This is a genomic window from Pseudomonas sp. Kh14 (genome assembly GCF_900291005.1).
Classification (GTDB): domain Bacteria; phylum Pseudomonadota; class Gammaproteobacteria; order Pseudomonadales; family Pseudomonadaceae; genus Aquipseudomonas; species Aquipseudomonas alloputida.
The window spans coordinates 95143-121647 of the sequence record NZ_OLKJ01000022.1 but is presented as its reverse complement, the minus strand read 5'-3'; the positions used below and the strand labels follow the sequence as shown (position 1 = coordinate 121647).

Sequence of the window (26505 nt, the reverse complement as noted above, 5' to 3'; positions counted from 1 at the left end):
GCGTGCGGCGCATTACTCCGGCATTTTCAGCGGGCTTGGCGAGACCAGCACGCCATTGTTGTCGGCATATACATACTCACCCGGGCGGAAGGTGACCCCGGCGAAGGTGACCACCACGTTGAGATCGCCGATACCGCGCTTGTCAGTCTTCATTGGGTGGCTGGCCAGGGCCTGCACGCCAACGTCGGTCTGGATCAGCACGTCGACATCACGCACGCAGCCGTAGATCACCAAGCCTTCCCAACCGTTTTTTGCGGCTTTTTCGGCGAGCATGTCGCCGAGCAGCGCACGGCGCAGCGACCCCCCGCCATCGACCACCAGCACTTTGCCCTTGCCGTCGAGTTCGACCTGCTCCTTGACCAGCGAATTGTCCTCGAAACACTTGATGGTAACGATCTGGCCACCGAACGAATCGCGGCCACCGAAATTGCTGAACATCGGTTCCAGCACTTGCACCAGGTCCGGGTAGGCGTCACACAGGTCGGGCGTTACGTAATGCTGCATGGGAAGCTCCTGTCAGTCACAACGAAAGCGGGTATCGGCCAAGGCTACACCTTGGAGGCTGTCGTAGTCATCCGGGACCGGGCAGTCATTTGTATTCATCCTGTACCGGTCCTTCCACGCGGGACCGCACCTGCACAGGAACGCGCCGCTATCCAGCGTAAGAGTGGGTTTACCCGCGAATACGGTGGCGGCGTCAACAGTGAACGGCGGGTGGAGATTGGCCAGCAGGGCCGGCCTCTTCGCGGGTAAACCCGCTCCTACACGACGGCCTGCGCCCAATCACCGATGTGGGTNATTGGCCAGCAGGGCCGGCCTCTTCGCGGGTAAACCCGCTCCTACACGACGGCCTGCGCCCAATCACCGATGTGGGTCCACCACCAATCCGGTGTAGGAGCGGGTTTACCCGCGAATACGGTGGCGGCGTCAACAGTGAACGGCGGGTGGTAATTGGCCAGCAGGGCCGGCCTCTTCGCGGGTAAACCCGCTCCTACACGACGGCCTGCGCCCAATCACCGATGTGGGTCCACCACCAATCCGGTGTAGGAGCGGGTTTACCCGCGAATACGGTGGCGGCGTCAACNGCCCAATCACCGATGTGGGTCCACCACCAATCCGGTGTAGGAGCGGGTTTACCCGCGAATACGGTGGCGGCGTCAACGGTGAACGGCGGGTGGAGATTGGCCAGCAGGGCCGGCCTCTTCGCGGGTAAACCCGCTCCTACACGACGGCCTGTGACCAACCACCGACCTGTGTCCACCACCGATCCGGCGTAGGAGCGGGTTTACCCGCGAATACGGTGGCGGCGTCAACAGTGAACGGCGGGTGGAGATTGGCCAGCAGGCCCGGCCCTTTCGCGGGTAAACCCGCGAAGAGGCCATGACAGGTACAGCGAACTCAACTGGCAGGCACAGGGTCGGCAACGACAGTGGACGCATGCACCGGCAGCAGCGGGTTGCGCAGCCAGCGCTCCACCAGCGGCCACACCTGCACCTGCGCGGCCTTGCTCACCAGCATGTCGACATGCCCGAAGGCCTCGAAACCTTCTTCACGACCCAGCCGCAGGAACTGCTTGCGCTCGCCGCCCAACTGCTCGAACAGCTTGCGACAGGCCCACACAGGGTCCTGGAAGTCCCCGGCACCGGCCACCGCCAGCAGCGGTACATCCACTTCAGCCAGCCCTGCCCACCAATCGTGCTTCTTGTCGCCAAAGCGCCCGAACAGGCCGTGCCAGCGCATGCTCTCCAGGGCGAGGCCTATCGGCTCGTCTTCAGGCCCACGCTTGAAACGTGGCCCGGATATCTGCCCCCAACGCTTGAGCACCAGCTTCGCGCCCCAAGCCAGCGGCGGCACTTTCAACGGCCAATAGACACGGCTGATCTGGGTACCGAACACCGCCACGCTGGCCAACTGCTCGGCAGCCAGAAAACCACCGCCCAGCGCAGCTACCAGGGTGGTGCCACCCAGGGAATGGCCAACCCAGTGCGGCGCCTGGCCCGATTGCTCGCGCACGAACGCGTTGATCAACGGCAGGTCATCACGGGCGTAGGCGGCAACGCTGTTGTGTTTCCAGTCATGGTTACGCGGCGACAGGCCGTGGCCTCGCATTTCCGGGATCCAGACATCGAAACTGGCGCGCGCAAGGTAGGCACCCAGGCCAACCCCTTTGGGCGAATACCAGAAGCGCCGATTGGAAAAACTGCCGTGCAGGAGAATGACCGGCACGCCTTGGGCCTGAACCTGGTCGGCCAGCCCCAGACGGGTGATGGCGAGCTCGACGCTGGGATCCGGACCATTACCGGCCTTGATCCGATACACGTCTTCGCTGAGATCGCCGCGGCGCTCGGCACTGAGCAGGGCCACGGGGAATAAAGTGCTGCTGCTTTGCATAAGGTTGCTTGGTGCACAAAAAAGGGCGGGGTCCATTGCTGGAACTCGCCCTGGAAAAAAACCAGGCAGGAGGGCGCCAGACGCCCCCCCGCGTTTACTGCATCAGGCCGCGCCTTGGCCTTCGGCCAGGAAGAACCAGGTCTCGAGTACCGAGTCCGGGTTCAGCGACACGCTTTCGATGCCCTGCTCCATCAGCCACTTGGCCAGGTCCGGGTGGTCCGATGGGCCTTGGCCGCAGATGCCGATGTACTTGCCAGCCTTGTTGCACGCGGCAATGGCGTTGGCCAGCAGCTTCTTCACCGCAGGGTTACGCTCGTCGAACAGGTGGGCAATGATGCCCGAGTCACGGTCCAGGCCCAGGGTCAGCTGGGTCAGGTCGTTGGAACCGATCGAGAAGCCGTCGAAGTATTCCAGGAACTCTTCGGCGAGGATGGCGTTGGACGGCAGTTCGCACATCATGATCACGCGCAGGCCGTTGTCGCCGCGGGCCAGGCCGTTTTCGGCGAGCAGGTCCACGACCTGGCTGGCTTCGCCCAAGGTGCGTACGAACGGCACCATGATCTCGACGTTGGTCAGGCCCATCTCGTTGCGCACACGCTTAAGTGCACGGCACTCGAGCTCGAAGCAGTCACGGAACGATTCGCTGATGTAACGCGAAGCACCGCGGAAGCCCAGCATCGGGTTTTCTTCTTCCGGCTCGTACAGCTTGCCGCCGATGAGGTTGGCGTACTCGTTGGACTTGAAGTCCGACAGGCGCACGATGACCTTTTTCGGGTAGAAGGCCGCCGCCAGGGTGCTGATGCCTTCTACCAGCTTCTCGACGTAGAAGCCAACCGGGTCGTTGTAGCCGGCAATGCGCTTGTCGACGCTTTCTTTCAGGTCGGCAGGCAGGCCCGCATAGTTCAGCAGCGCCTTGGGGTGCACGCCGATCATGCGGTTGATGATGAACTCCAGGCGTGCCAGCCCGACACCGGCGTTGGGCAGCTGGGCGAAGTCGAAGGCGCGGTCCGGGTTGCCGACGTTCATCATGATCTTGAACGGCAGTTCCGGCATGGCATCGACCGAGTTCTGCTTGATGTCGAAGCCCAGCTCGCCTTCGAAGATAAAGCCGGTATCGCCTTCGGCACAGGAAACGGTCACGCCCTGGCCGTCTTTCAGTATCTGGGTAGCGTTGCCGCAACCGACAACCGCCGGGATACCCAGCTCACGGGCGATGATCGCTGCGTGGCAGGTACGGCCACCGCGGTTGGTGACGATGGCACTGGCGCGCTTCATCACCGGTTCCCAGTCAGGGTCAGTCATGTCGGAGACCAGCACGTCGCCTGGCTGGACCTTGTCCATTTCCGATACGTCGTTGATGACGCGAACCTTGCCGGCGCCGATACGCTGGCCAATGGCACGGCCTTCGACCAGCACGGTGCCTTTCTCTTTGAGCAGGTAGCGTTCCATGACGTTGGCGCTGGAACGGCTCTTCACCGTCTCAGGGCGGGCCTGGACGATGTACAGCTTGCCATCGTCACCGTCCTTGGCCCACTCGATGTCCATCGGGCGCTGGTAGTGCTGCTCGATGATCATGGCCTGCTTGGCCAGCTCGCTGACCTCGGCATCGGTCAGGCAGAAGCGTGCGCGCTCGGCGCGGTCGACTTCGACGGTCTTGACCGAACGGCCGGCCTTGGCTTCGTCGCCATAGACCATCTTGATCGCCTTGCTGCCCAGGTTGCGGCGCAGGATGGCCGGGCGGCCGGCCTGGAGGGTGTTCTTGTGCACGTAGAATTCGTCAGGGTTGACTGCACCCTGTACGACGGTTTCGCCCAGGCCATAGGCGCCAGTGATGAACACCACGTCGCGGAAGCCCGACTCGGTGTCGAGGGTGAACATGACGCCGGCGGTGCCGGTTTCGGAGCGAACCATGCGCTGCACACCGGCAGACAAGGCAACCAGCTTGTGATCGAAGCCCTGGTGCACGCGGTAGGCGATGGCGCGGTCATTGAACAGCGAAGCGAACACTTCCTTGGCCGCGCGGATCACGTTATCGACGCCGCGGATGTTGAGGAAGGTTTCCTGCTGGCCGGCGAACGAGGCGTCTGGCAGGTCTTCAGCGGTAGCCGAGGAACGGACAGCAACGGCCATGTTGTCGTTGCCGGCGGCCATTTCTGCGAAGGCCGTACGGATTTCCGAATCCAGGCGTGGCGGGAATTCGGCTTCCATGACCCACTGGCGAATCTGCGCGCCGGTCTTGGTCAGGGCATTGATGTCGTCAACATCCAGCGCGTCGAGCGCGGCGTGAATGCGGTCGTTCAGCCCGCTCTGCTCGAGAAAGTCACGGTACGCCTGAGCCGTAGTGGCAAAGCCGCCCGGCACCGACACGCCGGCACCGGCGAGGTTACTGATCATCTCGCCCAGGGATGCGTTCTTGCCCCCCACATGCTCCACATCATGGACGCCGAGCTTATCGAGGGAAACTACGTACTCTACCAAGGTGATCTCTCCACTAACTGTGTTGGAAAAGCTCAAAAGGCGCCCGCCTGTCTTCTGTGACTTGGCCGGGCGTTTGTGGCCTGTACCTGGAAAATAGGCTCTGCAAATGTGGCAGAATGTCGACAGCCGCATTCGGCAAACCGAACTTATCATATCCAAGAATCGTCATCAGCTTAAGGCCCAGATCGCAAATGAAACGAACCGCGTTCTTCATCTCCGACGGCACGGGTATCACTGCCGAAACCCTGGGCCAGAGTTTGCTCGCGCAATTCGAGAGCATTCCATTCAACAAATTCACCCGTCCTTACATCGATTCGCCGGACAAAGCGCGGGCCATGGTCCAGCAAATCAACGCTGCGGCCGAGCGGGATGGGGTCCGCCCGATCATCTTCGACACCATTGTCAACCAGGACATCCGCGAGATCCTGGCGACGTCGAATGGCTTCATGATCGACATCTTTTCTTCGTTTTTATCCCCACTTGAGCAGGAATTGATCGCCCATTCGTCGTATTCCGTGGGCAAATCCCACTCGATTGGTGGCAATTCCAACTACATGGAACGCATCGAGGCGGTGAATTTCGCCCTGGATAACGACGATGGTGCACGCACCCACTACTACGACAAAGCCGACCTGATTCTGGTTGGTGTGTCGCGCTGTGGCAAAACCCCAACCTGCCTGTACATGGCCATGCAGTTCGGCATCCGTGCCGCCAATTACCCGCTGACCGAGGACGACATGGAGCGCCTGCAGCTGCCGGCGGTGCTGAAAAAGCACCACAGCAAGCTGTTTGGCCTGACCATCGACCCCGACCGCCTCACCGCCATCCGCCACGAACGCAAGCCCAACAGCCGCTATTCCAGCTTTGCCCAGTGCGAATTCGAAGTGCGTGAAGTGGAAAGCCTGTTCCGCAGGGAGAACATCCCCAATATCAATTCCACGCATTTTTCGGTGGAAGAGATTTCCGCCAAGATCCTGGTCGAAAAAGGCGTGGAGAGGCGGTTCAAGTAACGGCCCCGCCCCCTGTAGGAGCGGGTTTACCCGCGAATACGGTGGCGGCAGCGACAGTGAACGGCGGGTGGAAATTGGCCAGCAGGGCCGGCCTCTTCGCGGGTGAACCCGCTCCTACACGACGGGCTGTGTCCAACCCCCGATGTGTGTCCACCACCAATCTGTGTAGGAGCGGGTTCACCCGCGAAGGGGCCAGCCCAGGAATACAAAAAAAGCCCCGGCATCACTGCCGGGGCTTTGTTTTACCTCACCAGAAGGCTCAGGACGGCACCACCGCCGCCTGCCCGCTCATGGCCAGGTCGACCAGCTCGCGGTTCGCCACCGCGTACATCGCATAGTCAGTGCCCGTGGCATTGCGCAAGTCGTCGAGCATGGCGCGCCAGCGCTCCACCATTCCCCGATGCTGCTCTGACCACAACGCCACGCGGGCATCCATGTCTTGCGGTGCATCGACCATCTGCAGGACCGAAATGGTGATCGCCCGCTGCTGCAAGTCGATATCGTCGCGGAAAGCCTCGCGCGCCAGCGCCTGCCAGTTGTTTTCCACCGGCAGGTTGCTGATTTCCTGCAAGTACCAGGTCAGGTCCAGTGCGCTGCCCACGGCGAAGAATGCCTTGGCCACCTGCGCTGGCTCATGGCCGGTCACGTCGGCCGCCTCAATGATCGGCAGCAGGGTGTACAGGTGGCTGGTACCCGCCACCATCCGCGCCAGCAACTCCGGCACACCGGCGTCGACAAAGCCTTGGTAGCGCACCATCCAGCGTTCGCGGGTGGGGCCTTCGAGCAGCTCATCCAGCTTCAGACCCAGCTGCGCGATCTTCGGCCCGAAGTGCGCGGTATCGCGCCCGGCGTCCTGTTCGTTGCGGCGGCTACGCAGGAACCAGCGGGTGGCACGGCGGCCCAGGCGCATCAGCTCGTCCATCAGGGTGAGCTGGATTTCCGCCGGCACCTGATAGTCCAGCGCCTCGATCTGGCGGAACCAGTGCGGCAGGTGGAAGATGTCGCGCACGATCACGTAAGCGCCGGCCACGTTGGCCGGGCTCATGCCAGTCGACTCCTTCAGGCGCTGTACGAAGGTGATACCCATGTTGTTGACCAGGTCGTTGGCGATCTGGGTGCTGACGATTTCGCGCTTCAGGCGGTGGCGGCGCATGGCCTCGGCGAACTTGCTGACCAGGGACGGCGGGAAAGCGGTTTCCATGTCACGGGTCAGGTAGTCGTCGTCCGGCACCAGCGACTTGAGCAGTTGCTCCTTGAGGTCGATCTTGCTGTACGAGATCAGCACCGACAGCTCGGCGCGGGTCAGGCCCTGGCCGGCAGCCAGGCGTTCGGCCAACTGCTCTTCAGACGGCAGGAATTCAATGGCACGGTCCAGCTTGCCCCGCGCCTCGAGGTCGGCCATCAGGCGCTTGTACTCGGCAATCCGCTCGCGGGCGCGGCGGGCGGCCAGCGAAAGCGCCTGGGTCTGCTTGTAGTTGTTGCCCAGCACCAGGCCGGCCACTTCGTCGGTCATGCTGCCCAGCAGCTGGTTGCGCTGCTTCTCGGTCATGTCGCCACCCTGCACCACTTCGTTGAGCAGGATCTTGATGTTGACCTCGTGGTCGGAGCAGTCCACGCCGCCGGCGTTGTCGATGAAGTCGGTGTTGGTGGCGCCGCCATTCAGGCCGAACTCGACGCGGCCGAGCTGGGTCATGCCCAGGTTGCCACCCTCGCCCACCACCTTGCAGCGCAGTTCGTTACCGTTGACCCGCAGCGCATCGTTTGCCTTGTCGCCGACATCGGCGTGGCTCTCCGTACTGGCCTTGACATAGGTCCCGATACCACCGTTCCACAGCAGGTCTACCGGGGCCTTGAGCAGCGCATTGAGCAACTCGGTCGGGGTCAGGCGGTCGGCTTCGATGGCGAAGCGCTCTTTCATCTGCGGGCTGATGGCGATGCTCTTGGCACTGCGCGGGAAGATCCCGCCGCCTTCGGACATGATGCTGGTGTCGTAGTCGCTCCAGGCCGAACGCGGCAGATCGAACAGGCGCTTGCGTTCAGCGAAACTGGAAGCGGGCTCCGGGTTGGGGTCGATGAAGATATGCAGGTGGTTGAACGCGGCCACCAGTTGCAGCTTGTCGGACATCAGCAGGCCATTGCCGAACACGTCACCCGCCATGTCGCCGACCCCGATGACGGTGATCGGGTCTTCCTGCACGTTGATGCCACGCTCGCGGAAGTGACGCTGCACGCCCACCCAGGCACCGCGTGCGGTAATGCCCATTTTCTTGTGGTCGTAACCGGCCGAGCCGCCCGATGCAAAGGCATCGCCCAGCCAGAAGCCGTAATCGATGGCAATGCCGTTGGCGATGTCGGAGAAGGTCGCGGTGCCTTTGTCGGCCGCCACCACCAGGTACGGGTCGTCATCGTCATGACGCACCACGTTGGCCGGCGGCACCACGCCACCGTCCTTGAGGTTGTCGGTGATGTCGAGCAGGCCGGAAATGAAGATGCGGTAGCACGCCACGCCTTCGGCGGCAATCTCGTCACGGCTGCCGCCAATCGGCAGACGGCGCGGCAGGAAGCCCCCCTTGGCGCCGACCGGCACGATGACCGAGTTCTTCACCTGCTGGGCTTTGACCAGGCCCAGCACTTCGGTGCGGAAGTCTTCTTCGCGGTCGGACCAGCGCAGGCCGCCACGAGCGACGTTGCCAAAGCGCAGGTGCACGCCCTCGACGCGTGGCGAATAGACGAATATCTCGAACTTTGGCACCGGCTTGGGCAGTTCGGGGATCAGCTTGGGGTTGAACTTGAAGCTGAAGTACGACTTGTTCTGGCCGTTTGCGTCGGGCTGGTAGAAGTTGGTACGCAGGGTGGCCTTGATCAGGTCCAGGTAGCGCCGCAGGATGCGGTCTTCGTTGAGCACCTGCACGTCGTCCAGGGCGCTCAGGATGGCCTGTTCCAGGCGCAGTTGCTTGTCGTCAAGGTCGTCCTGGGTAAGCTTGCGCGCCAGGTAGAAGCGGGTCTTGAACAACCGGGTCAGCTCACGGGCGATGTCGGTGTGGTTGTTCAGGGTGCTGGCGATATAGCCCAGATCGAAGCCCAGACGGATCTGTTTCAGGTAACGGGCGTAGGCACGCAGCAAGGCCACGTCGCGCCACGGCAAGCCGGCGGTGAGCACCAGGCGGTTGAAAGCGTCGTTCTCGGCATCACCACGGACGATGTGGATGAAGGCATCCTGCAGGGTGTCGTTTAGCTGCTGGATGTCCAGGCTCAGGCCTTCGCTGTAGGTGAAGGCGAAGTCGTGGATCCAGTATTCGCGGCCATTGGCATGGCGCAGGCGATACGGGAACTCGCCGAGCACGCGCAGGCCGAGGTTTTCCAGGATCGGCAGCACGTCGGACAGCGCCAGCGGGGTGTCGGCGTGGTACAGCTTGCAGTGCAGGATGCGCTCGCCCATCTGGGTCAACGGCTGGTAGAAGCTCATGGCCAGCGGCTTGCTTTCCGACAGGTTCAGCACATGCTGCAGGTCGACCACCGCCGAGTGCGCGGCGAAGCGCTCGCGGTAACCGGCCGGGAACCCTTTGGGGAAATCGGCAAGGATGTTGGTGCCCTGGGCTTCGCCGAAGTTCTCCACCACCAGTGCCGAGTAGTCGTCATGCCACGAGCGGCAGGCCTGGATGACTTCGCGTTCCAGCTGCTGCGGGTCGATGTCGATACGGTTCTTGGGGTCGACCCGCAGAATAAGTTGCACACGGGCCAATACCGATTCGGAGAAGAAGGTCCAGAACTCGCAGTCGGTGGCCTTCAGGCGCTCCATCAGCACCTGCTGGATCTTCTGCCGCACTTCGGTGGAGTAGATTTCCCGCGGGACGTAGGCCAGGCAGTAGCAGAAGCGGCCATACGGGTCTTTGCGCAGGAACACGCGGATCTTGTTGCGCTCCTGGATCTGCACGATTGCCATGACCGTGCTGAACAGCTCGTCGATCGGCGTCTGGAACAGGTCGTCGCGCGGCAGCACTTCCAGCACCTGGGCCAGTTCCTTGCCCAGGTGGGCCTTGGGATCGAAGCCCGAACGGCGCTCGACTTCGGCCACCTTCACGCGGATGTACGGAATGGCATGTACGCTTTCGCCATACACCGACGAGGTGTACAGCCCCATGAAGCGGTGCTCCTTGATGACCTTGCCGTCGGCGTCCAGCTGGCGGATCGACACATAGTCCGGGTAGGCCGGGCGATGCACGCGGCTGGGCAGCGCGGCCTTGGCGAACGACAACAGCAGCGGCTCGTTGAGGTAGGCCACAGCGTAGTCTTCGATGCGCAGCTCTTCTGCGGTCAGGCCCACACGCAGACGACGCGGCAGGCCGAGGAACGACTGCTCGTCGTAGACCATCTGGCCGCCATCCGCGTCGCCCTTGACGGTGAATTCTTCATAGCCCAGGAAGGTGAAGTGGTTATCCAGCAGCCACTCAAGGAAGGCCTTGACTTCGCCCTTCTCGTTTTGGGCAGGACCAAAGCCGGTCTGTTCCACCTGCGCCACCACTTCACGCAGTTTGGCCTTCATCGGGTCGAAGTCGGCCACCACCACCCGTACCTCGGCCAGCACCTGCTCGATCTCGCGGGTCAGCACTGTCAGCTCGGCGGCATTGGCGCAGCGGTCGATCTCCAGGTACATCAGTGACTCGTAGCGCACGCCTTCGCCCTGGGTTCCCTTGGGCAGCAGTTCCAACAGCTCGCCCTTGGCGCCACGGCGCACGCTGAGCACGGTGGTTTGCAGGGTGTGGATGCTGTAGCCACGGCGGTTGAGCTCGGTGCGCACCGAGTCGACCAGGAACGGCAAGTCATGGTGCAGCACTTCGACCACGGTATGGGTCGACTGCCAGCCATTGCGTTCGTAATCAGGGTTGTACACCCGCACTTGCGGGTATTCGGGGTCGAAACGCTCGATGATGCGCCAGGCTGACAGGGTGCAGCCGGCCAGGTCGGAAAGCCTGCGCTGGGTGAGTTCGTCCAGAGAGATGATGCCGAAAAACTGCTCGGCGAACAGCGCCACTTGTGGCAGGGACTGCTCGCTGATGTGCTGCGCCAGGGCCGCTTGCAGTTGATGCTGGAAGTCGGCTTTGCTGGCTGCGGTGAAGAACGCCATCTGTGGTACTCCGCTTGGGCTTTGTAATAATTGAAGCGTCGCTGCGTGCGCCGTGTACGGATCAACGATAGCCAACCCGTGGCATGACGGACGGTAAAAAAAACCAGACGTTGAACGTGCGCAGGCACGCCCAGGGCTCGCCGAAGCTTAACGACTGATCGGTCATCTACGCTTGCAGCGCTGCGACAATTTCGGTCAAGGGGCGGTAACTTTACGTTTATGCCTGTACGCAAGACTGTCAGAATTCCCTTCCGTTTCCTTTGACCCGAGCCTGCTCATGCAAATCAACACCGCCCTGCTGTTCGCCACCCCTTGCGATGACGAGGAAGACAACATGGCGACCCTGTGCTGCCACAGCGACAAGGGTCAGATGTTCCTGCTTACCCGTTACCCGGACGAGGACACCGTCGACCTGACGCTGGATGACGAGCCGTCGACGCTGGATGGCCTTAAAGTGACCCTGAGCGCCAAGCGCCTGCTGATCGAAGTGGCGGCCGGCGACCGGGACGCGCTGAAGGGGGATGAAGTACTGGAAATCAACCTGACCAGCGAGCTGAGTGACATGGATGAAGTGAAGGAAACCCTGGAGAATATCCTGGCCGGTACTGGAACCTTGGTCTGCGAGCTTTGAACCCTGCCCCTGCCTAGTGGGAGCGCGCTCCCACAATGATCAGGCCAGCGCCTGCTGCATCTCTTTGGCCTGCACCCGCAACGCCTCGCAAAACGGCTCCACCGCTGCCGATGCCGGCCGATGGTCCGGGCGTATGAGCATCACCTGATAGGGCACCGATACCCGTAACCTGCGGATCGGTAGCCCGCCTTGCGCCGCCTCCAGCCCGCTCAGTGGGTTGATGATCGCCACCCCCAGGCCTTGCCTGACCATGGCGCACACCGAAGCGGCACTGGTGGTTTCGATGACCGTGCGGCGGTTAACCCCGGCCGCACGAAAGTGCTGATCCAGACGCTGGCGGTAGGTATCCAGGCTGGCCAGGTTGATGAAGTCGACCTCATGGAAATCACTCAGCTCCAGTTCAGCCTTCACCTGCAGCGGGTGATGCTCGGGCAACACGCACACCATGTTGGCACTGAACAGCAATTCACCATACGCGCCGCGCGGTATCTGTTCGACTTCAGTCAGGCCAAGGTCATGCTGCTGGGCAACCAGTGACTCCTCCAGCAACGGCGACTCCTGCGCAAGAATGCTCACGCTCACGCCACTGTGCTGCTGGTGAAAGCGCTGGCAAGCCTTGGGCAACAAGGTTTGCGAGAACAGCGGCAGGCAGGTGATGGCCAGCCGGCCCTGCTCGAAGTTGCGGATGGCCTGGGCAAAGCGATCGATCCGCTCCAGCCCGACGTAGGCGCGTTCGACCTCTTCGATCAACAGCAGCGCCTGGGCCGTCGCCACCAGGCGCCCGCCCTCGCGCTCGAACAGGTTCAGGCCAGTTACCTGCTCCAGCCGCGCCAGTTCGCGGCTGACGGTGGGCTGCGAGGTGAACAGCAGGCGCGCCGCACCCGTGACACTGCCAGCGGCCATGATGGCGCGGAACACTTCGATGTGGCGGACGGACAATTTCACGGCAATACCCTGAGATTCGACAATGGGTATATCAGATATGAATGGCAGACAGAAGAATAGCTATTTTTCTGAATCCACCCTTTGGCTCATCCTCGTGGCCTTCCTTATACGAGTAACGCCACCATGACCGCACCCTTCACCCTCCTGGCCGAGGCGGTTCGCCAGCACGGCTCGCCACTATGGGCATACGACACCCGCACCATCGCCGATCGTGTCAAGCAGTTGAACGTGTTCGACACCGTACGTTTCGCCCAGAAAGCCAACCCGAACTTGCATGTGCTGCGCCTGATGCGCGCCCATGGCCTGGTGCTGGACGCAGTGTCGCTGGGAGAGATGGAACGGGCCTTCGCCGCCGGCGCGAGTGTTGACGGTGACCCTGCCGGCGTGGTTTTGACCTGCGACGCGCTGGACCGCCCCACCCTGGAACGCGTGGTGGCGTCAAAGATCGAAGTCAATGCCGGCTCCATTGACATGCTGCGCCAACTGGGTGAACGCTCGCCCGGCCACCGCGTGTGGATCCGCATCAACCCAGGCTTCGGCCATGGCCACAGCCGCAAGACCAATACCGGCGGCGAAAACAGCAAGCATGGCATCTGGCACGAAGAGCTGGACGAAGCGCTGGCGTGCATCAAGGCCCATGGCCTGCACCTGGTGGGCGTGCACATGCACATTGGTTCCGGGGTGGACTACCAGCACCTGGAACAGGTGGCCCGCTCGATGATCGAGCTGATCGGCCGTCTGGGCGTGGACATCGAGGCGTTCTCCATCGGCGGCGGGCTTTCCACCCCTTACCGCAGCACCGACAAACCGGTCGACCTGCAGCGTTATGCGCAGACCTGGGCGGTGGCGCGCAAGGAGATCGAAGCGATGCTCGGCCACCCGGTGCGCATGGAGATCGAACCCGGGCGCTTCCTGGTGGCGGAGTCGGGCTACCTGGTGGCCGAAGTCCGTGCCGTGAAACAGGTGGGGCGCAATACCTTCGTCATGATCGACGCCGGCTTCAACGACCTGATGCGCCCGGCGATGTACGGCGCCTACCACGGCATGACCCTGCTCGATGCCGATGGCCAGGCAGTAGATCGCCCGCGCCAGCCGACCGTGGTGGCCGGGCCGTTGTGTGAATCGGGTGACGTGTTCACTCAGGATGACCAGGCACTGACCCCGCAGGACCTGCCCCAGGCACAGGTGGGCGACCTGCTGGTAATCCACGATGCCGGGGCCTATGGCGCGTCGATGTCGTCGAACTACAACAGCCGGCCGCTGCTGCCGGAGTTCCTGATCGAGAACGGTGCCCTGCGGATGATCCGCCGGCGCCAGACGGTGCAGGACCTGCTGAGCCTGGAGGCGGATATCTAAACACCGTCTCCCACAAGATGTGCGCATGCACAGGATTCTTGCAATCGGCTTGCCCTGCCACGACAATGCGATCAATTCCCATTAATATTGCGATCTTGACGCCATGGCAACGCTCGATCCCCAGGCCCTGCACCAGCTGTACAGCGAAAACAACAGCTGGCTGAAGGGCTGGCTGCGCGCCCGCCTGGGCAACGCCGCCGACGCTTCCGACCTGGCGCACGACACGTTCTTGCGGGTAATGACCGCGCGTAACCCGTTGCCGATCCGTGAGCCGCGCAGCTACCTCAGCGCTATCGCCCGCGCCCTTCTGATAGACAAAGCTCGCCGTCGCATCATCGAAAAAGCTTACCTGCAGGCTCTGGCCCTGCGTCCGGAACCGGTCGAGGTGTCGCCGGAGGTGCGCTTGTCCATCATAGAAATGCTGGTGGCCGTGGACAGCCTGCTCGACGAACTCGGCGCCAAGACCCGCGCCATCTTCCTTGCCGTTCAACTCGAAGGCCTGACCTACGGCGCTGCGGCCGAGCGCTTCGGCGTGTCGATCACCACCGTGAAGAATCACCTGATCAAGGCCATGACTCGCTGCCTGCTGGCAGTCGAAGGCTGACGCCCATGGATCTCAAGACACTCGAAGCCGCTGCCACCTGGTATGTTCAGCTCAACGACGGCGCCAATAGCGAGGCCCGCACCCAGGCCTGGCGACAGTGGCTACAGGCCAGCCCCCTGCACGCAGCCGCCTGGGCGCGGGTAGAAAAGCTGCAGCAGCAATGGGCCATGGTGCCGCCGCAGGCGGCGCTGTCCGGCCTTGGCGCGGCCCAGGCGCAGCGGCGTGACGTGCTGAAAGTGCTGGGCCTGCTGATGGCCATGGGGGGCGGCAGCTGGCTGGCGGCCGAGCAGGTGCCCCATCGTGCCTTGCTGGCCCAGCACAGTACCCGCAGCGGCGAGCGCCGCGCCCTGCACCTGGAAGATGGTTCACAGCTGGAGCTGAACGTGGATACCGCGCTGGATGTGCGCTACGCCACAAAGGTGAGGGCGATTCAGCTGTATCAGGGGGAAATTCTGGTGCGTCCGGTCAGCGATCGTCAGCAGCGCCCGTTCATCGTGCACACCGATGACGGCAGCGTACTGGCCCGCAGTACCGCGTTCAGCATCCGCAAACTGGCGCAGCAGACCCGCGTGGGTGTGCTTGAGGCCAGCGTCGAAGTTCGCCCCCTGCGCCACCCTGATCGAGTGCTGCAACTGCACGCTGGCCAGCAAGTGAGTTTTGATCAGGATGTCGTCCTCGACGCCCATGCACTCCCCGCCGATTCCACGGCCTGGTTGCAAGGCATGCTCAGCGTGAACGACTGGCGCCTTGGCGATTTCCTCGAAGAACTGGGGCGCTATCGTCCAGGTGTGCTGCGCTGTGCCTCGTCGATCCAGGCCATGAGCATTTCCGGTGCGTTCCGCATTGACGACACCGATATCGCCCTGGCCAACCTGCCGAAAACCTTGCCCGTGAAAGTGCGCTACTTAAGCCGCTACTGGGTGAGTGTGGAGCCCGCCTGAGCAACTGCGGAAAAATTTTCGCCGCAATCTTGCTGATTTCGATTCTCGTCCGTCCCTGACACAAGCCGCGACGACAGCGACTTTCTGCCATGACTCGGAAGGACCACGAAATGCCACACCTGCACCCTACCCCAGCAACCAAGCTCAGCCAGGCCGTCCGCCTGGTGCTGTTCGGCATGTCCCTGGCCAGCGCGCCCGGCCTGCTGCTGATGCCTGCCCAGGCAATGGCCCAAAGCCAGGCCACCTACCATGTCCCCGCTGGCTCACTGGGCAACGCCATCACCCAGTTTGGCGTACAGGCGGGTGTGACCATTTCGTTCGACACCGCACAGACGCGCAACCTCGACAGCGCGGGCCTGGAAGGCAGCTTCAGTGTCGAGGAAGGTCTGGCGCGGCTGCTGGGCAACAGTGGCCTGCAGGCGCAGCGTCAGGGCAATGGCGGCTATGTGCTGGTCCCTGCGCAAAACGGTTCGGCCATGGAACTGGCGCCGATGAACATCGACGCCAACCGCCTGGATGCGACCAGCGAAGGCACCCAGTCCTACGCCGCCCGTGCCATCACCATCGGCAAGGGCGTACACACGCTGAAAGAAACCCCGCAGTCGGTCACCGTGATGACCCGCAAGATGCTCGACGACCAGAACCTCAACACACTGGAGCAGGTACTGGACAAGACCCCGGGCATCACCGTGTATGACTCGCCCATGGGCGGCAAGTATTTCTATTCCCGTGGTTTCAACCTGGATGGCCAGTACCAGTACGACGGCGTGCCCTTGGACGTGGGCGGCAACTACGTGCAGGCCAACAGCTTTTCCAGCGACATGGCGTTCTATGACCGCGTCGAGGTGCTTAAAGGTGCGGCCGGCATGATGAAAGGCTCTGGCTCCTCCGCCGGTGGCGTCAACTTCGTGCGCAAACGGGGGCAGGAAAAAGCCGCCACCACCGTCACCCTGTCAGCCGGCAGCTGGGACAACTACCGCGGGCAAGTGGACGTGGGCGGCCCGCTGAACGCGTCGGGCACCGTGCGGGGGCGCGCCGTGGCGACGCTGCAGGACCGCCAGTACTTCTATGACACGGCCAAGCGCCAGGACCAGATACTGTACGGCGCCATCGACTGGGACGTCACGGCCGACACCACCGTGGGCTTTGGCCTGGCTTACGAGGATGTCGATGCCACCCCGTGCTACGCCGGCCTGCCACGCTACGCCGATGGCAGTGACCTGAAGCTGTCGCGCTCCACCTGCCTGGGGGCCAGCTGGAACGACATGCAAAGCCAGCGTATTACCGGCTTTGCCGACCTCAAGCACCGCTTCAACGATGACTGGACCCTGAACTTCGCCTCGATCTACACCCACAACACCCAGGACATCGAATACGCTTATTCCGAAGGCACGGTACCAGTCGGCGCCAGCACCGCCAGCATGAACGTCCGGGCCGGCCGTTTCGACTACGACCAGGACGACTACGGCTTCGATAGCTATGTCGATGGCAAGTTCGAGGCGTTCGGCCTGCAGCACGAGCTGATCATGGGGGTCAACGCCAGCCGACAGAAAACCCATGATTACTTCGCGCTGATGCTGCTGGACGGCAAGCAGGACCCGTTCAACCCATCCTCGAACTTCACACACCCGTCCAAGGCCGATTACCTGGTCAACCCGAGCCGCGGTGGCAGTGTGCCAACCGATACCACTACCACCCAGTACGGCACTTACGCCAACCTGCGCCTGAAACTGGCAGAGCCACTGACCCTGGTGCTGGGCGCGCGGGTCAGCTGGTACCGTAACAAGAGCGACTCCTATACCCAGTTCTACGATTACTGGGTGCATAATCGCAGCCAGGAAAACGGTCAGGTCACGCCGTTTGCCGCCGTGCTGTACGATCTGAACGAGCAGTGGACCGCCTATGCCAGCTACGCCGACATCTTCCAGCCACAGAGCGACAAGGTGAATGCCGAGCGGCAGGCGTTACAGCCAAAGACCGGCGCCAACTATGAAGTCGGCATCAAGGGCGAGCTGCTCGACGGCGCGTTGAACACCTCCTTCAACCTGTTCCGCACTGTCGAGAATCACCGCGCAGAAACGGACTACGTCGATACCTGCCCCTCAGGCGACGGGTATTGCTACAACGACAGCGGCAAGGTCCGCGCACAGGGGTTCGAAGCCGAGATCAGCGGCTCGCCGATCGAGCGGTTGCAGCTGTTGGCGGGCTACACCTACACCCAGACGAAGTACCTGAGTACCATCGAAGACACTGACCCGACCGAACTGACCTTCACCTCCAGCTTCATCCCACGGCACATGCTCAAGGTATGGGGTGACTACCAGTTGGGGGGTGCTCTGGAGCGCTGGACCCTCGGCGCAGGCCTGAACAGCCAGAGCGAGAACTTCCGTACCACCGGCACTACCCGTGTCGAGCAGGCGGGCTACACCGTGTGGAACGGCCGTGTGCAGTACCGCCTAGACCCGAACTGGACTGTCGCGCTCAACGGCAACAACCTGTTCGACAAGAAGTACTACGCCACCATCGGCGCGCCGGCGTGGGGCAACTTCTATGGTGAACCGCGCAATTTCATGGTGACGTTGCAAGGGGCGTTCTGAAGTACTTCCCTGGGTGCGATCGGGCCGCTTTGCGGCCCTGTCAAGCTGCTGGTCGCACAGTCGTTCCTGCAAATCGAAAAGCTCTACCCGCAGATGGTGGCCGAGCAGATCGTCAAGCGCGAAGTCATGGCCGAAAACGTTCGCAACCAGCCCTACCTGCATCCCAGAAATACGCAGTATGTACAGCCATCATTCCATGACCGCTTCCCGTAGTCCGCCCATGTAGTGCTCCAGGCGACTTCGCAGCCAACGCTCGGCCGGGTCGCTGTCGGTGGTGCTCAACCAGACCATGGCAAGCTCCAGTGCAGCAGTCTCGAACGGCAGCGTCTCGGCCTGCAGGTTGCCCCAGCGTTCCATACCCTGTGCGGCATAGTCCGGGCAGCATGCCAGCAGGTCGGTACCGGCCAGAATCGCCGGCAGCGAACTGAACTGCGGCACCGACAACACCACCTTGCGTTCACGGCCGATGTCTTTCAACCAGTCATCGACCACACCCTGGGTGTTGGCGGTTGGCGAAACCTGGACATGCGGACGTTGGCAAAACTCATCCAGTGAAAGCGGCGTGCTGGACTTGTCGGCCCGCACCACCCTGGCTTGCAGGGTGCGTAGAACCTTGCGTTTGGCATTGGCGGGCAGGCCCTTGGTCTGGCTGATACCCACCGTCACGTCGCCCGCCGCCAGCAGGTCCGGAATGCGCCAATAGTCCACATGCTGCACGACCACCACCACGTTTGGCGCCTCCACCCGCAGCGCCCGCAACAGCGGCGGCAGCAGGCCCGACTCGACATCATCGGACAAGCCGATGCGGAAGGTCATCTTGCTGGTCAGCGGGTCGAAATCATGGGTCATGCTGAGGGCGACAGACATCGCATCCAAGGCTGGCGTGAGGTACTTGATCACCTCTTCGGCCCTGGCCGAGGGTTCCATGCGGTTGCCCACTCGAACCAGCAACGGGTCGTTGAACATCGCACGCAACCTGGCCAGCGCGGCGCTGACCGTGGGCTGGGCGACGAACAGCTTCTCCGCGGCACGGGTGAGGTTGCGTTCCTGCATCAGCGCTTCGAATACCACCATCAGGTTGATATCGGCTTTGCGCAGTTCGTTGCGGTTCATGGGTGCTCCCGGGCCGTGCTTGTTGTTCGGGTTCAATTCCAGCATCGACATGCATCCTAGCCGAGTCGAAACCTGCACTGCACTTTATGCAATCGCCATTGCCCCCTACTGCGCGACCGGGGTAATCTTCCGCTCTCTTCCCTTCCGGCCTCCCCTGCCGTGCACCGCCCAGGCGTTGACTCGCGAAGCGGTCATTCATGATGCCGACACTTGCATGGCCGCCGCTCACTGGCGCGCCCATTCGCCATCAATACACTCAGGATGACACCATGATCATTCGCCAAGGCATCGCTGCAGACTACCCGCAGCTGCTCGACATCTGGCTGCGCGCTGTTCGCGCGACGCACCACTTCCTGCAACCCTCCGACATCGACGCACTATTGCCACAGCTGCGCGACGTGTACTTCCCGGCCGTCGACCTGTGGGTTGCGGAAGACACCGATGACCAGCCACTGGGCTTTATCGGCTTCAATGAAAACCATGTGGAAATGCTCTTCGTCGATCCAGCGCACCACCGCCAGGGCATTGGCCGTGCACTGCTGGATTTCGGCCGCCAGTCACGCAGTGCGATGAGTGTCGATGTCAACGAGCAGAACCCACAGGCAACAGCGTTCTATCAGCACTATGGCTTCGTCCAGACTGGCCGTTCACCGCTGGATGGCGAAGGTCGCCCGTTCCCTTTGCTGCACATGAACCTGCCCACCCGGGCTTGAGCACGAGGCACTCACCGCGATGGCCCGCAAAGCGAAGCCCCTACCGCCATCCGACTGGGTCATCCGTAGTGCCCAACCGGGTGGTATCGAGCGTATCGAAGCCTGGTTCGGTAGCCACGGCTACGACCCGCATCGCCACGATACCTATTCGATCGGCCGCACGCTGGCTGGCGTGCAAAGCTTCCACTACAAGGGTTCGCTGCGCAACGGCCTACCGGGCAACACGCTGGTGTTGCACCCGGACGAACTGCATGACGGCATGGCCGGCACCGACGCAGGCTTTCGCTACCGCATGGCCTACGTCGACCCGGCACTGATCCAGAACGTGCTGGGTGGTCAGCCTTTGCCCTTCATCGCTGGCGGGCTGTCCAGCGACCCTCGCCTGTACCACGCCAGCGAAGCGTTCGTGCAGGCAGTGGACCACGCGCTGGAGCCATTGGAAGAACAGGACGCCCTGTATGACCTGGCGATCGCCTTGCGGGCAGTCGGCGGCAAGCCGCGCGGGCGCAAGCGCCTGGATTACCAGGCAGCCGAACGCGCTCGGGCCTTCATCATGGAACACCTGCATGTGGGCATAACACTGGACATGCTTGAACAGGCCAGCGGCCGCGAACGCTGGAGCCTGTCGCGGGACTTTCGCACGCTGTACGGCACCAGCCCCTATCGCTTTGTCACCCTGCGCCGCCTCGACTGCTTTCGCCGAATGATCCTGGATGGCTTCACCTTGGTCGACGCTGCCCTTGCCGCAGGCTTTCATGACCAGAGCCACATGACCCGGCACTTCACCCGCTGCTACGGCGTACCGCCCTTACGCTGGCTGGAGCGTTTGCGAGCGTCACGCTGAGTTACCGCAGGCGCCCGCGCCCCCCGTGAGAACAGGCTTGCAGGATCGTACAAGAACCGGACTCGCCCGGAGCGATAGGCTGACCACTCCACTTTCCGAGGAACTGTCATGCCTGAATCCCGTCACCCACATCCCTCCCTGCCAGTGAACCTGGTCTACAAGGCAGCGCTTATCGAACAGCAATGGAGCCCCAGGGTCGTTGCCGAGATGAACGATTACCAGTTCAAGGTCGTGCGCATCGAAGGCGAATTCATCTGGCACGCGCACCCGGAGACCGACGAAGCATTCCTGGTGCTGGAAGGCACCCTGCGTATCGACCTGCCGGATGGCTGCGTGCATGTGAACCCCGGGGAACTCTATGTTGTGCCACGCGGCGTCGAGCACCGGACCGCTGCGCAAGGCGAAGCGAAACTGATGATGATCGAACCGCGGGGCATTCTGAATACCGGTCATGAAGGGGGCGATCGCACAGCAGAGAGCGATGTCTGGATTTAACAACATTCACCACTTTCAAGCTGTAGTCTCTAGCTTCACAGCAATAATTAACCCTAAAAGATCGTCTTACAGCCATCTGTAACCGTGGCAATTCGCTCGCAGCCCACACTTCGCAACCCGGCACAGGTTCGCCTCGATATAATTGGATCCAATAACGAGGGTGGCCTGCATGCAAGCACTGGAAAGGGACTACGGACACGGCGATGAAGTGGCCAGCCACTGCCACGCCGAAGACCAGCTGATCTACGCCGCCAGCGGCGTGATGCGGGTCAACAGCGAGGGCGGTAGCTGGGTGATCCCCGGCGGGCATGCCTTGTGGATGCCCGCCGGGGTCAGCCATGCCATCCGCATGGAAGGCGTGGTCTGCATGCGTACCTTGCTGCTCGACGCCCACATCGAACGCTGCCAGGTGATCGTCGTGTCTGGCCTGCTGCGCGAACTGATCCTGGCGGCGTCACGGGTGCTGAACCTGCGCGACGGCGCGCATGCTCGGGCGCTGATCCTGTACGAACTCGCCGCCGCCCGGCGCATCGATGCCTTCGTCCCGACGCCGCAGCACGCACGCCTGCGTGCCTGGTGCGAGCGCTTCCTGCAGGACCCGGCCCAGGACCTGACCTTGGAGCAATGCGGCGCTCAACTGAACATGAGTGCCCGCAGTGTGGCCAGGCTGTTCCAGCGCGAGGTGGGCATGTCGTATGGCCAATGGCGCGCCCGTGCCCGGGTGATGCTCAGCCAGCAGTGCCTGGCCGATGGCAAGCCGATCCTGAACGTTGCGCTGGAGCACGGCTACCAGAGCGCCAGCGCATTTACTGCCATGTTCAAGCGCATCCTCGGCTATGCGCCAAGTGATTGGCAAAACGGTACCGCGCGCGAGTACTGAGCCTCAGGTTGTCCCGCTTGCGCGCAGGGTTGTCCCGCTTGCGACAGCGACGCCCATGCAACCCTGGTTAACCTCGTGTCACGACCCTTGAGCGACAATCGTGATGCCCTTACTGCACTCATTTCCCGGCCCTGCCCGGCTTGCCACAGCCCTCGGCATGCTCGCTGCACTCGCGGCGTGCGGCCACCAATCCACTCCTGCCGAACCCCCTCTAGCGCTGCAGGCAGACCCGCTGGCGAACATGCCGGCCGGCGTCAGCAAACAGCCCCTGCCCGAACGCTGGTGGGCACTGTATCAAGACCCCCAACTCAATCGCTGGGTACAGCAAGCCCTGGCGCACAACCAAGGCCTGGCACAGGCCGAGGCCAACGTGCAGGCCATGCTGGCTGGCATCGGCGAGTTCGACGCCAGGCGCTGGCCGTCTACCGACATAGGCGTTGCCGCTACCTATGGCAGAAGCGCCGATGACCAGACGCTGGCCGAGGCGACCGACAGCAATGCGCCGTCGCAATGGCAATTCAACCCGGGCATCGAGCTGGCCTATCAGGTGGACATCTGGGGCCAGGTACGCGCCGCCATCCAACGTGCCAGGGTGCAAGCCGAAGCCAGCGCTGCGGCGCTAGACCTGGTACGCCTGCAGGTGGTCGCCCAGACCACCCGCGCCTACATCGACCAGTGCACCTACGCGGCGCGCCTGGAGGCAGCGAAGCAGGCCTTGCAAACCCTCGACCACAGCGTGCAACTCAGCCAGCGCCAGCGCCAGGCCGGTGTGGCCACTGCCCTCGACAGCGAGCGCCTGCTGGGCTTGCGGGAACAGGAGCGTGCGCAACTGCCGATGCTCTCAGCCCGGCGGCAGATGGCGCTTTACGAACTGAGCATGCTCAGTGGCCAGGCCTCGGTGGACGAGCCCACGACCTGCGTAGCCATCCCCACGCTGTCGACGCCGCTGCCGGCTGGCGATGGCTGGCATTTGCTCGAACGCCGGCCAGATGTGCGCCAGGCCGAACGGGAACTGCAAGCGGCCACCCTGGAGACCGACATCGTGCGGGCCGACCTTTACCCAAAGGTCAGCTTCGGCGCTTCGTTGACGTCTTCGGACCATCACCTTGCCAACCTCGGCGACAGCCGCGCGGTGATGTTCGGCATTGGCCCGCTGATCCGCTGGGAGTTTCCCAACCTGAAAGCCAACCGCGCACGGGTGAGCAAGGCCGAGGCATTGCAGCGGGCACAGGTCGCCCGTTACCACGGCGTGGCGCTGAGCGCGCTGAAAGACGTGCGCCAGGCACTGGCCCGCTACGACGGCGAGCGACAACGGTTGCAGGCGCTGGACGCAGCCCTGGCACACAGCCAGCACAGCTTTGCCCTGGCCCAGGGTAATTACCGTGCCGGCACCGTGGACGGGCTGGCCCTGCTCGACAGCGAGCGCGAAATGATCAGCCTGCGGGCCAGCCACACAGAAGCCCAAGGGCGCCTGGCGCAAGCGCAGGTAAACCTGTTCCGCGCGCTGGGCGGGCGGTGGTAGCGAGAAGCAAGACCAGCAGCGAGCACCGCCCACTGTAGGAGCGGGTTTACCCGCGAAGAATACACCGCGGTGGATGGCACGGGCTTCGCCCGTGTTCGCGGGCAAGCCCGCTCCCACACGGATCGCGCCAGCTTTTAGAAATCGAGCAAGACAGTGGCTCCCACAACCGACAGCCAGCAGGCCCAATTCGAGAATGGAAACCAACCATGAATGTTGCCGTAGACAAACCCTCACCCGCCGAAACTGAACAGCGGCCGAGCGCTAAAACCCGTCGCCGCCTGGCAATCATCGCCAGCGGCAGCCTGGCCGCAATCACCACCCTGCTGGCCTTCACCAGCTACTGGTTCAGCACCGGCCGCTATCTGGAAACCACCGACGATGCCTACGTCCGCGCCGACTGGGTGGCCCTGAGCCCACGCGTGGCGGGCTACGTAGCCGAGGTCGAGGTGGCTGACGACCAGACGGTGAAAGCCGGCGATGTGCTGGTGCGCCTGCAAAACCGCGACTACCGCGCCCGCCTCGACCAGGCCCGGGCTGGCGTGACCGAGGCACAGGCGGCACTGGCCGCCGCCCAGGCCAGCCAACAGGTAGCGACCGAGCGCATCGACCAGCAACAGCAAGCCATCCTGCAGGCCGAGGCCGTCGTGCGCAGCGCCACCGCCGAACAGCGTCGCAGTGAACTGGATGTCCAACGCTACCGTGGCCTGGTGCGTGACGACGCAGCGACCGTGCAGCGCCTGGAAACCGCCAGTGCCCATGCCAGCCAGGCACAAGCCGCGCTGCAAGGTGCCCAGGCCGCGCTGCGCCAGCAACGCTCACAACTGGCCATGGCCAAGGCCCAGTCAGCCCAGGCCGAGGCCAAACAGCAACAACGGGCTGCGGCCCTGGCACGCGCCCAGGCCCACCAACAACTCGCCGAGCAGGACGAGCAGGACACCGTGATCCGCGCGCCGATCACCGGCGTGGTCGGCCAGCGCCGCGTGCGCACCGGCCAGTACGTGGTGCCGGGCCAGCCGCTGCTGGCTGTGGTGCCCCTGCAGCAAGCCTATGTGGTGGCCAACTACAAGGAAACCCAACTGGCCCGCATGCGCCCCGGGCAACCGGTAGAAATACGTGTCGACAGCTTCGCCAGCCAGCCACTGCATGGCCATGTGGCCAGTTTTTCGCCAGCCTCGGGCAATGTCTTCGCCTTGCTGCCGTCGGACAACGCCACCGGCAACTTCACCAAGATCGTCCAGCGTTTCCCGGTGCGCATTCTGCTCGACAAACCGCTGGATGGCCCGCAGGTACTGCCCGGCATGTCGGTGGTCAGTACAGTCGACACACGCCCCGCAGAGGTTGCCGATGCGCACTGAGCAAACGGTCTCGCTGCGTGCCTGGGTAGCGGTGCTTGGCGGCCTGTTCGGCTGCTTCATGGCGGGCATGAACGTGCATGTCACCAGCGCCGCACTGCCGGAAATCCGCGGCTCGCTGGGTGCCAGCTTCGAGGAAGGCTCATGGATCTCCACCGCCTACCTGGTGGCGGAAATCGTGATGATTCCGCTGACGGCCTGGTTGGTGGACGTGTTCTCGCTGCGCCGGGTCATGTGGACCGGCTCGCTCATCTTTCTGATCGCCTCGGTGGCCTGCTCATGGGCGCCCAACCTGGAGGCGATGATTGTAATCCGGGTGATCCAGGGGGCTGCGGGCGCGGTGCTGATTCCCCTGTCGTTCCAGCTGATCATCACCGAACTGCCGGCCAGCAAGATGGCCATGGGCATGGCGCTGTTCAGCCTGGCCAACAGCGTGGCACAGGCCGCCGGGCCGTCGATTGGCGGCTGGCTGACCGATGCCTATTCGTGGCGCTGGATCTTCTATCTGCAACTTTTCCCCGGCATTGCGCTGCTGTTGGCCATCGCCTGGTCGATCGAGGCCAAGCCGATGAAGCTCGAACTGTTACGCAAAGGTGATTGGCTGGGTATCGCGGCCATGGTGATCGGCCTGGGCGGCTTGCAGATCGTGCTGGAAGAAGGCGGTCGGCTGGACTGGTTCGGCTCGCCGCTCATTGTCGGCATGAGCGTGGTCGCTGCCATTGCGTTGGTGGTGTTCGTGGTGACCCAGCTGTTCGGCCAGCGCGCGTTCATCAACCTGCGCTTGCTCGGGCACTACAACTTCGGTGTCGCCAGCGTGGCGATGTTCATCTTTGGCGCTGCCACGTTCGGCCTGGTGTTCCTGGTGCCCAACTACCTCTCGCAGTTGCAGGGGTTCAGCGCGCACGACGTGGGCGTGGCGCTGATCGCCTATGGCGTGGTGCAGTTGCTGCTGGCGCCGTTGATGCCCCGGCTGATGGGCTGGACCAGTGCCAAGTTCATGGTCGCCAGCGGCTTTTTGATCATGGCGCTGGGCTGCTGGCTGGGGGCTAGCCTGAGCGCCGACAGTGCCGACAACGTGATCATCCCGTCCACGGTGGTACGTGGTATTGGCCAGCCTTTCATCATGGTTGCGTTATCGGTGCTGGCGGTGGCCGGGCTGGACAAGCGTGAGGCCGGCTCAGCCTCGGCGGTGTTCTCGATGTTGCGCAACCTGGGTGGCGCCATCGGCACGGCCGGGTTGACGCAACTGGTGGCGACCCGTGAACGCTTTCACAGTGAGCGCATTCACGAGCAGGTGACGCTGTTCGAGCCAAGCGTCCAGGCGCGTATCAACCAGACGGTGCAAAGCTGGCTGCCGCATCAGCAGCAAATGCTGGAAGCGTTGGCGGCGACCATTCGGCGAGAGGCTTACCTGATGGCCTACAGTGATGCGTTCTACCTGGCGTGCCTGGCATTGGTCGGGTGTGCCCTGGCAGCGTTGCTGCTGCGAGCCAGGCAGCAGCATTGAC

The 26505-nt window shown here is 63.0% G+C and carries 19 protein-coding genes; 13 read left to right on the top strand and 6 right to left on the bottom strand.

Going from position 1 to position 26505, the window contains the following annotated elements; translation table 11 throughout:
* Positions 1 to 12: 12 nt before the first annotated feature.
* The 3 genes from rraA to ppsA form a co-directional block, all read right to left on the bottom strand.
* Positions 13 to 504: a ribonuclease E activity regulator RraA gene (gene rraA, locus FQ668_RS10185; RefSeq protein WP_003248652.1), complete on the bottom strand. Its 492-nt coding sequence runs from the start codon at positions 502 to 504 to the stop codon at positions 13 to 15.
* An 894-nt stretch (positions 505 to 1398) separates the two neighbouring features.
* The gene (locus FQ668_RS10175) at positions 1399 to 2391 is read right to left on the bottom strand and encodes an alpha/beta fold hydrolase (protein WP_026031860.1); all 993 of its coding nucleotides are present in this window, start codon (positions 2389 to 2391) and stop codon (positions 1399 to 1401) included.
* A 102-nt stretch (positions 2392 to 2493) separates the two neighbouring features.
* Positions 2494 to 4869 (bottom strand): phosphoenolpyruvate synthase, encoded by a 2376-nt coding sequence (ppsA, locus tag FQ668_RS10170; protein ID WP_019437371.1) that lies wholly within the window; start codon positions 4867 to 4869, stop codon positions 2494 to 2496.
* Between the two features lie 191 nt (positions 4870 to 5060).
* On the opposite strand from ppsA, the gene FQ668_RS10165 reads away from it, so the two are divergent.
* Positions 5061 to 5879, top strand: a complete 819-nt coding sequence (locus FQ668_RS10165; RefSeq protein ID WP_003248634.1) for a pyruvate, water dikinase regulatory protein — start codon at positions 5061 to 5063, stop codon at positions 5877 to 5879.
* Positions 5880 to 6138: 259 nt separating this feature from the next.
* On the opposite strand, the gene FQ668_RS10155 is transcribed toward FQ668_RS10165, so the two are convergent.
* Positions 6139 to 11004, bottom strand: coding sequence for an NAD-glutamate dehydrogenase (locus FQ668_RS10155; RefSeq protein ID WP_019436883.1), 4866 nt, complete (start codon positions 11002 to 11004; stop codon positions 6139 to 6141).
* Between the two features lie 277 nt (positions 11005 to 11281).
* On the opposite strand from FQ668_RS10155, the gene FQ668_RS10150 reads away from it, so the two are divergent.
* Positions 11282 to 11635, top strand: a complete 354-nt coding sequence (locus FQ668_RS10150) for a hypothetical protein (RefSeq protein ID WP_014591821.1) — start codon at positions 11282 to 11284, stop codon at positions 11633 to 11635.
* 39 nt (positions 11636 to 11674) lie between these two features.
* Here FQ668_RS10150 and FQ668_RS10145 read toward each other — a convergent pair whose 3' ends face one another.
* A complete protein-coding gene (locus tag FQ668_RS10145) occupies positions 11675 to 12580 on the bottom strand; it encodes a LysR family transcriptional regulator (protein WP_010953080.1) in 906 nt (301 codons plus the stop codon).
* A 123-nt stretch (positions 12581 to 12703) separates the two neighbouring features.
* Between FQ668_RS10145 and lysA the strand changes: the two genes are divergently transcribed.
* From lysA to FQ668_RS10125, 4 genes are all read left to right on the top strand, one after another.
* Positions 12704 to 13936, top strand: coding sequence for a diaminopimelate decarboxylase (gene lysA / locus FQ668_RS10140; protein ID WP_019436884.1), 1233 nt, complete (start codon positions 12704 to 12706; stop codon positions 13934 to 13936).
* 103 nt (positions 13937 to 14039) lie between these two features.
* The gene (locus tag FQ668_RS10135) at positions 14040 to 14540 is read left to right on the top strand and encodes a sigma-70 family RNA polymerase sigma factor (protein ID WP_012053194.1); all 501 of its coding nucleotides are present in this window, start codon (positions 14040 to 14042) and stop codon (positions 14538 to 14540) included.
* Between the two features lie 5 nt (positions 14541 to 14545).
* A complete protein-coding gene (locus FQ668_RS10130; protein ID WP_019436885.1) occupies positions 14546 to 15481 on the top strand; it encodes a FecR domain-containing protein in 936 nt (311 codons plus the stop codon).
* 110 nt (positions 15482 to 15591) lie between these two features.
* Entirely contained in the window at positions 15592 to 18078 is a 2487-nt protein-coding gene (locus tag FQ668_RS10125) for a TonB-dependent receptor (protein WP_019436886.1), read from the top strand.
* A gap of 189 nt (positions 18079 to 18267) precedes the next feature.
* On the opposite strand, the gene FQ668_RS10120 is transcribed toward FQ668_RS10125, so the two are convergent.
* The gene (locus FQ668_RS10120; RefSeq protein WP_019436887.1) at positions 18268 to 19236 is read right to left on the bottom strand and encodes a LysR family transcriptional regulator; all 969 of its coding nucleotides are present in this window, start codon (positions 19234 to 19236) and stop codon (positions 18268 to 18270) included.
* A 224-nt stretch (positions 19237 to 19460) separates the two neighbouring features.
* Here FQ668_RS10120 and FQ668_RS10115 point away from each other — a divergent pair, with 224 nt between their 5' ends.
* From FQ668_RS10115 to FQ668_RS10080, 7 genes are all read left to right on the top strand, one after another.
* Positions 19461 to 19904 (top strand): acetyltransferase, encoded by a 444-nt coding sequence (locus FQ668_RS10115; protein ID WP_019436888.1) that lies wholly within the window; start codon positions 19461 to 19463, stop codon positions 19902 to 19904.
* 19 nt (positions 19905 to 19923) lie between these two features.
* Positions 19924 to 20748 carry an AraC family transcriptional regulator gene (locus tag FQ668_RS10110; protein ID WP_019436889.1) on the top strand — a complete coding sequence of 275 codons (825 nt, stop codon included), beginning with the start codon at positions 19924 to 19926 and terminating at the stop codon, positions 20746 to 20748.
* A gap of 108 nt (positions 20749 to 20856) precedes the next feature.
* A complete protein-coding gene (locus FQ668_RS10105) occupies positions 20857 to 21243 on the top strand; it encodes a cupin domain-containing protein (protein ID WP_019436890.1) in 387 nt (128 codons plus the stop codon).
* 169 nt (positions 21244 to 21412) lie between these two features.
* Positions 21413 to 22123 (top strand): helix-turn-helix transcriptional regulator, encoded by a 711-nt coding sequence (locus FQ668_RS10100; RefSeq protein WP_019436891.1) that lies wholly within the window; start codon positions 21413 to 21415, stop codon positions 22121 to 22123.
* A 103-nt stretch (positions 22124 to 22226) separates the two neighbouring features.
* Complete coding sequence (locus FQ668_RS10095) at positions 22227 to 23645, top strand: efflux transporter outer membrane subunit (protein ID WP_080590198.1); 1419 nt, start codon at positions 22227 to 22229, stop codon at positions 23643 to 23645.
* A 206-nt stretch (positions 23646 to 23851) separates the two neighbouring features.
* The gene (locus tag FQ668_RS10085) at positions 23852 to 25000 is read left to right on the top strand and encodes an HlyD family secretion protein (RefSeq protein ID WP_144180069.1); all 1149 of its coding nucleotides are present in this window, start codon (positions 23852 to 23854) and stop codon (positions 24998 to 25000) included.
* Positions 24990 to 26504 carry a DHA2 family efflux MFS transporter permease subunit gene (locus FQ668_RS10080; protein ID WP_014591831.1) on the top strand — a complete coding sequence of 505 codons (1515 nt, stop codon included), beginning with the start codon at positions 24990 to 24992 and terminating at the stop codon, positions 26502 to 26504. The genes FQ668_RS10085 and FQ668_RS10080 overlap by 11 nt, the downstream gene beginning before the upstream one ends.
* Position 26505 lies beyond the last annotated feature (1 nt).

Bases quoted from the DNA above. Each gene is read 5' to 3' on its own strand.
- FQ668_RS10115 (WP_019436888.1), top strand. From the start codon at position 19,461: ATGATCATTCGCCAAGGCATCGCTGCAGACTACCCGCAGCTGCTCGAC.
- FQ668_RS10130 (WP_019436885.1), top strand. From the start codon at position 14,546: ATGGATCTCAAGACACTCGAAGCCGCTGCCACCTGGTATGTTCAGCTC.
- FQ668_RS10135 (WP_012053194.1), top strand. From the start codon at position 14,040: ATGGCAACGCTCGATCCCCAGGCCCTGCACCAGCTGTACAGCGAAAAC.
- FQ668_RS10175 (WP_026031860.1), bottom strand. From the start codon at position 2,391: ATGCAAAGCAGCAGCACTTTATTCCCCGTGGCCCTGCTCAGTGCCGAG.
- FQ668_RS10125 (WP_019436886.1), top strand. From the start codon at position 15,592: ATGCCACACCTGCACCCTACCCCAGCAACCAAGCTCAGCCAGGCCGTC.
- FQ668_RS10155 (WP_019436883.1), bottom strand. From the start codon at position 11,004: ATGGCGTTCTTCACCGCAGCCAGCAAAGCCGACTTCCAGCATCAACTG.
- FQ668_RS10110 (WP_019436889.1), top strand. From the start codon at position 19,924: ATGGCCCGCAAAGCGAAGCCCCTACCGCCATCCGACTGGGTCATCCGT.
- FQ668_RS10120 (WP_019436887.1), bottom strand. From the start codon at position 19,236: ATGCTGGAATTGAACCCGAACAACAAGCACGGCCCGGGAGCACCCATG.
- FQ668_RS10095 (WP_080590198.1), top strand. From the start codon at position 22,227: ATGCCCTTACTGCACTCATTTCCCGGCCCTGCCCGGCTTGCCACAGCC.
- FQ668_RS10165 (WP_003248634.1), top strand. From the start codon at position 5,061: ATGAAACGAACCGCGTTCTTCATCTCCGACGGCACGGGTATCACTGCC.
- FQ668_RS10080 (WP_014591831.1), top strand. From the start codon at position 24,990: ATGCGCACTGAGCAAACGGTCTCGCTGCGTGCCTGGGTAGCGGTGCTT.
- FQ668_RS10105 (WP_019436890.1), top strand. From the start codon at position 20,857: ATGCCTGAATCCCGTCACCCACATCCCTCCCTGCCAGTGAACCTGGTC.
- FQ668_RS10100 (WP_019436891.1), top strand. From the start codon at position 21,413: ATGCAAGCACTGGAAAGGGACTACGGACACGGCGATGAAGTGGCCAGC.
- lysA (WP_019436884.1), top strand. From the start codon at position 12,704: ATGACCGCACCCTTCACCCTCCTGGCCGAGGCGGTTCGCCAGCACGGC.
- FQ668_RS10150 (WP_014591821.1), top strand. From the start codon at position 11,282: ATGCAAATCAACACCGCCCTGCTGTTCGCCACCCCTTGCGATGACGAG.
- rraA (WP_003248652.1), bottom strand. From the start codon at position 504: ATGCAGCATTACGTAACGCCCGACCTGTGTGACGCCTACCCGGACCTG.
- FQ668_RS10085 (WP_144180069.1), top strand. From the start codon at position 23,852: ATGAATGTTGCCGTAGACAAACCCTCACCCGCCGAAACTGAACAGCGG.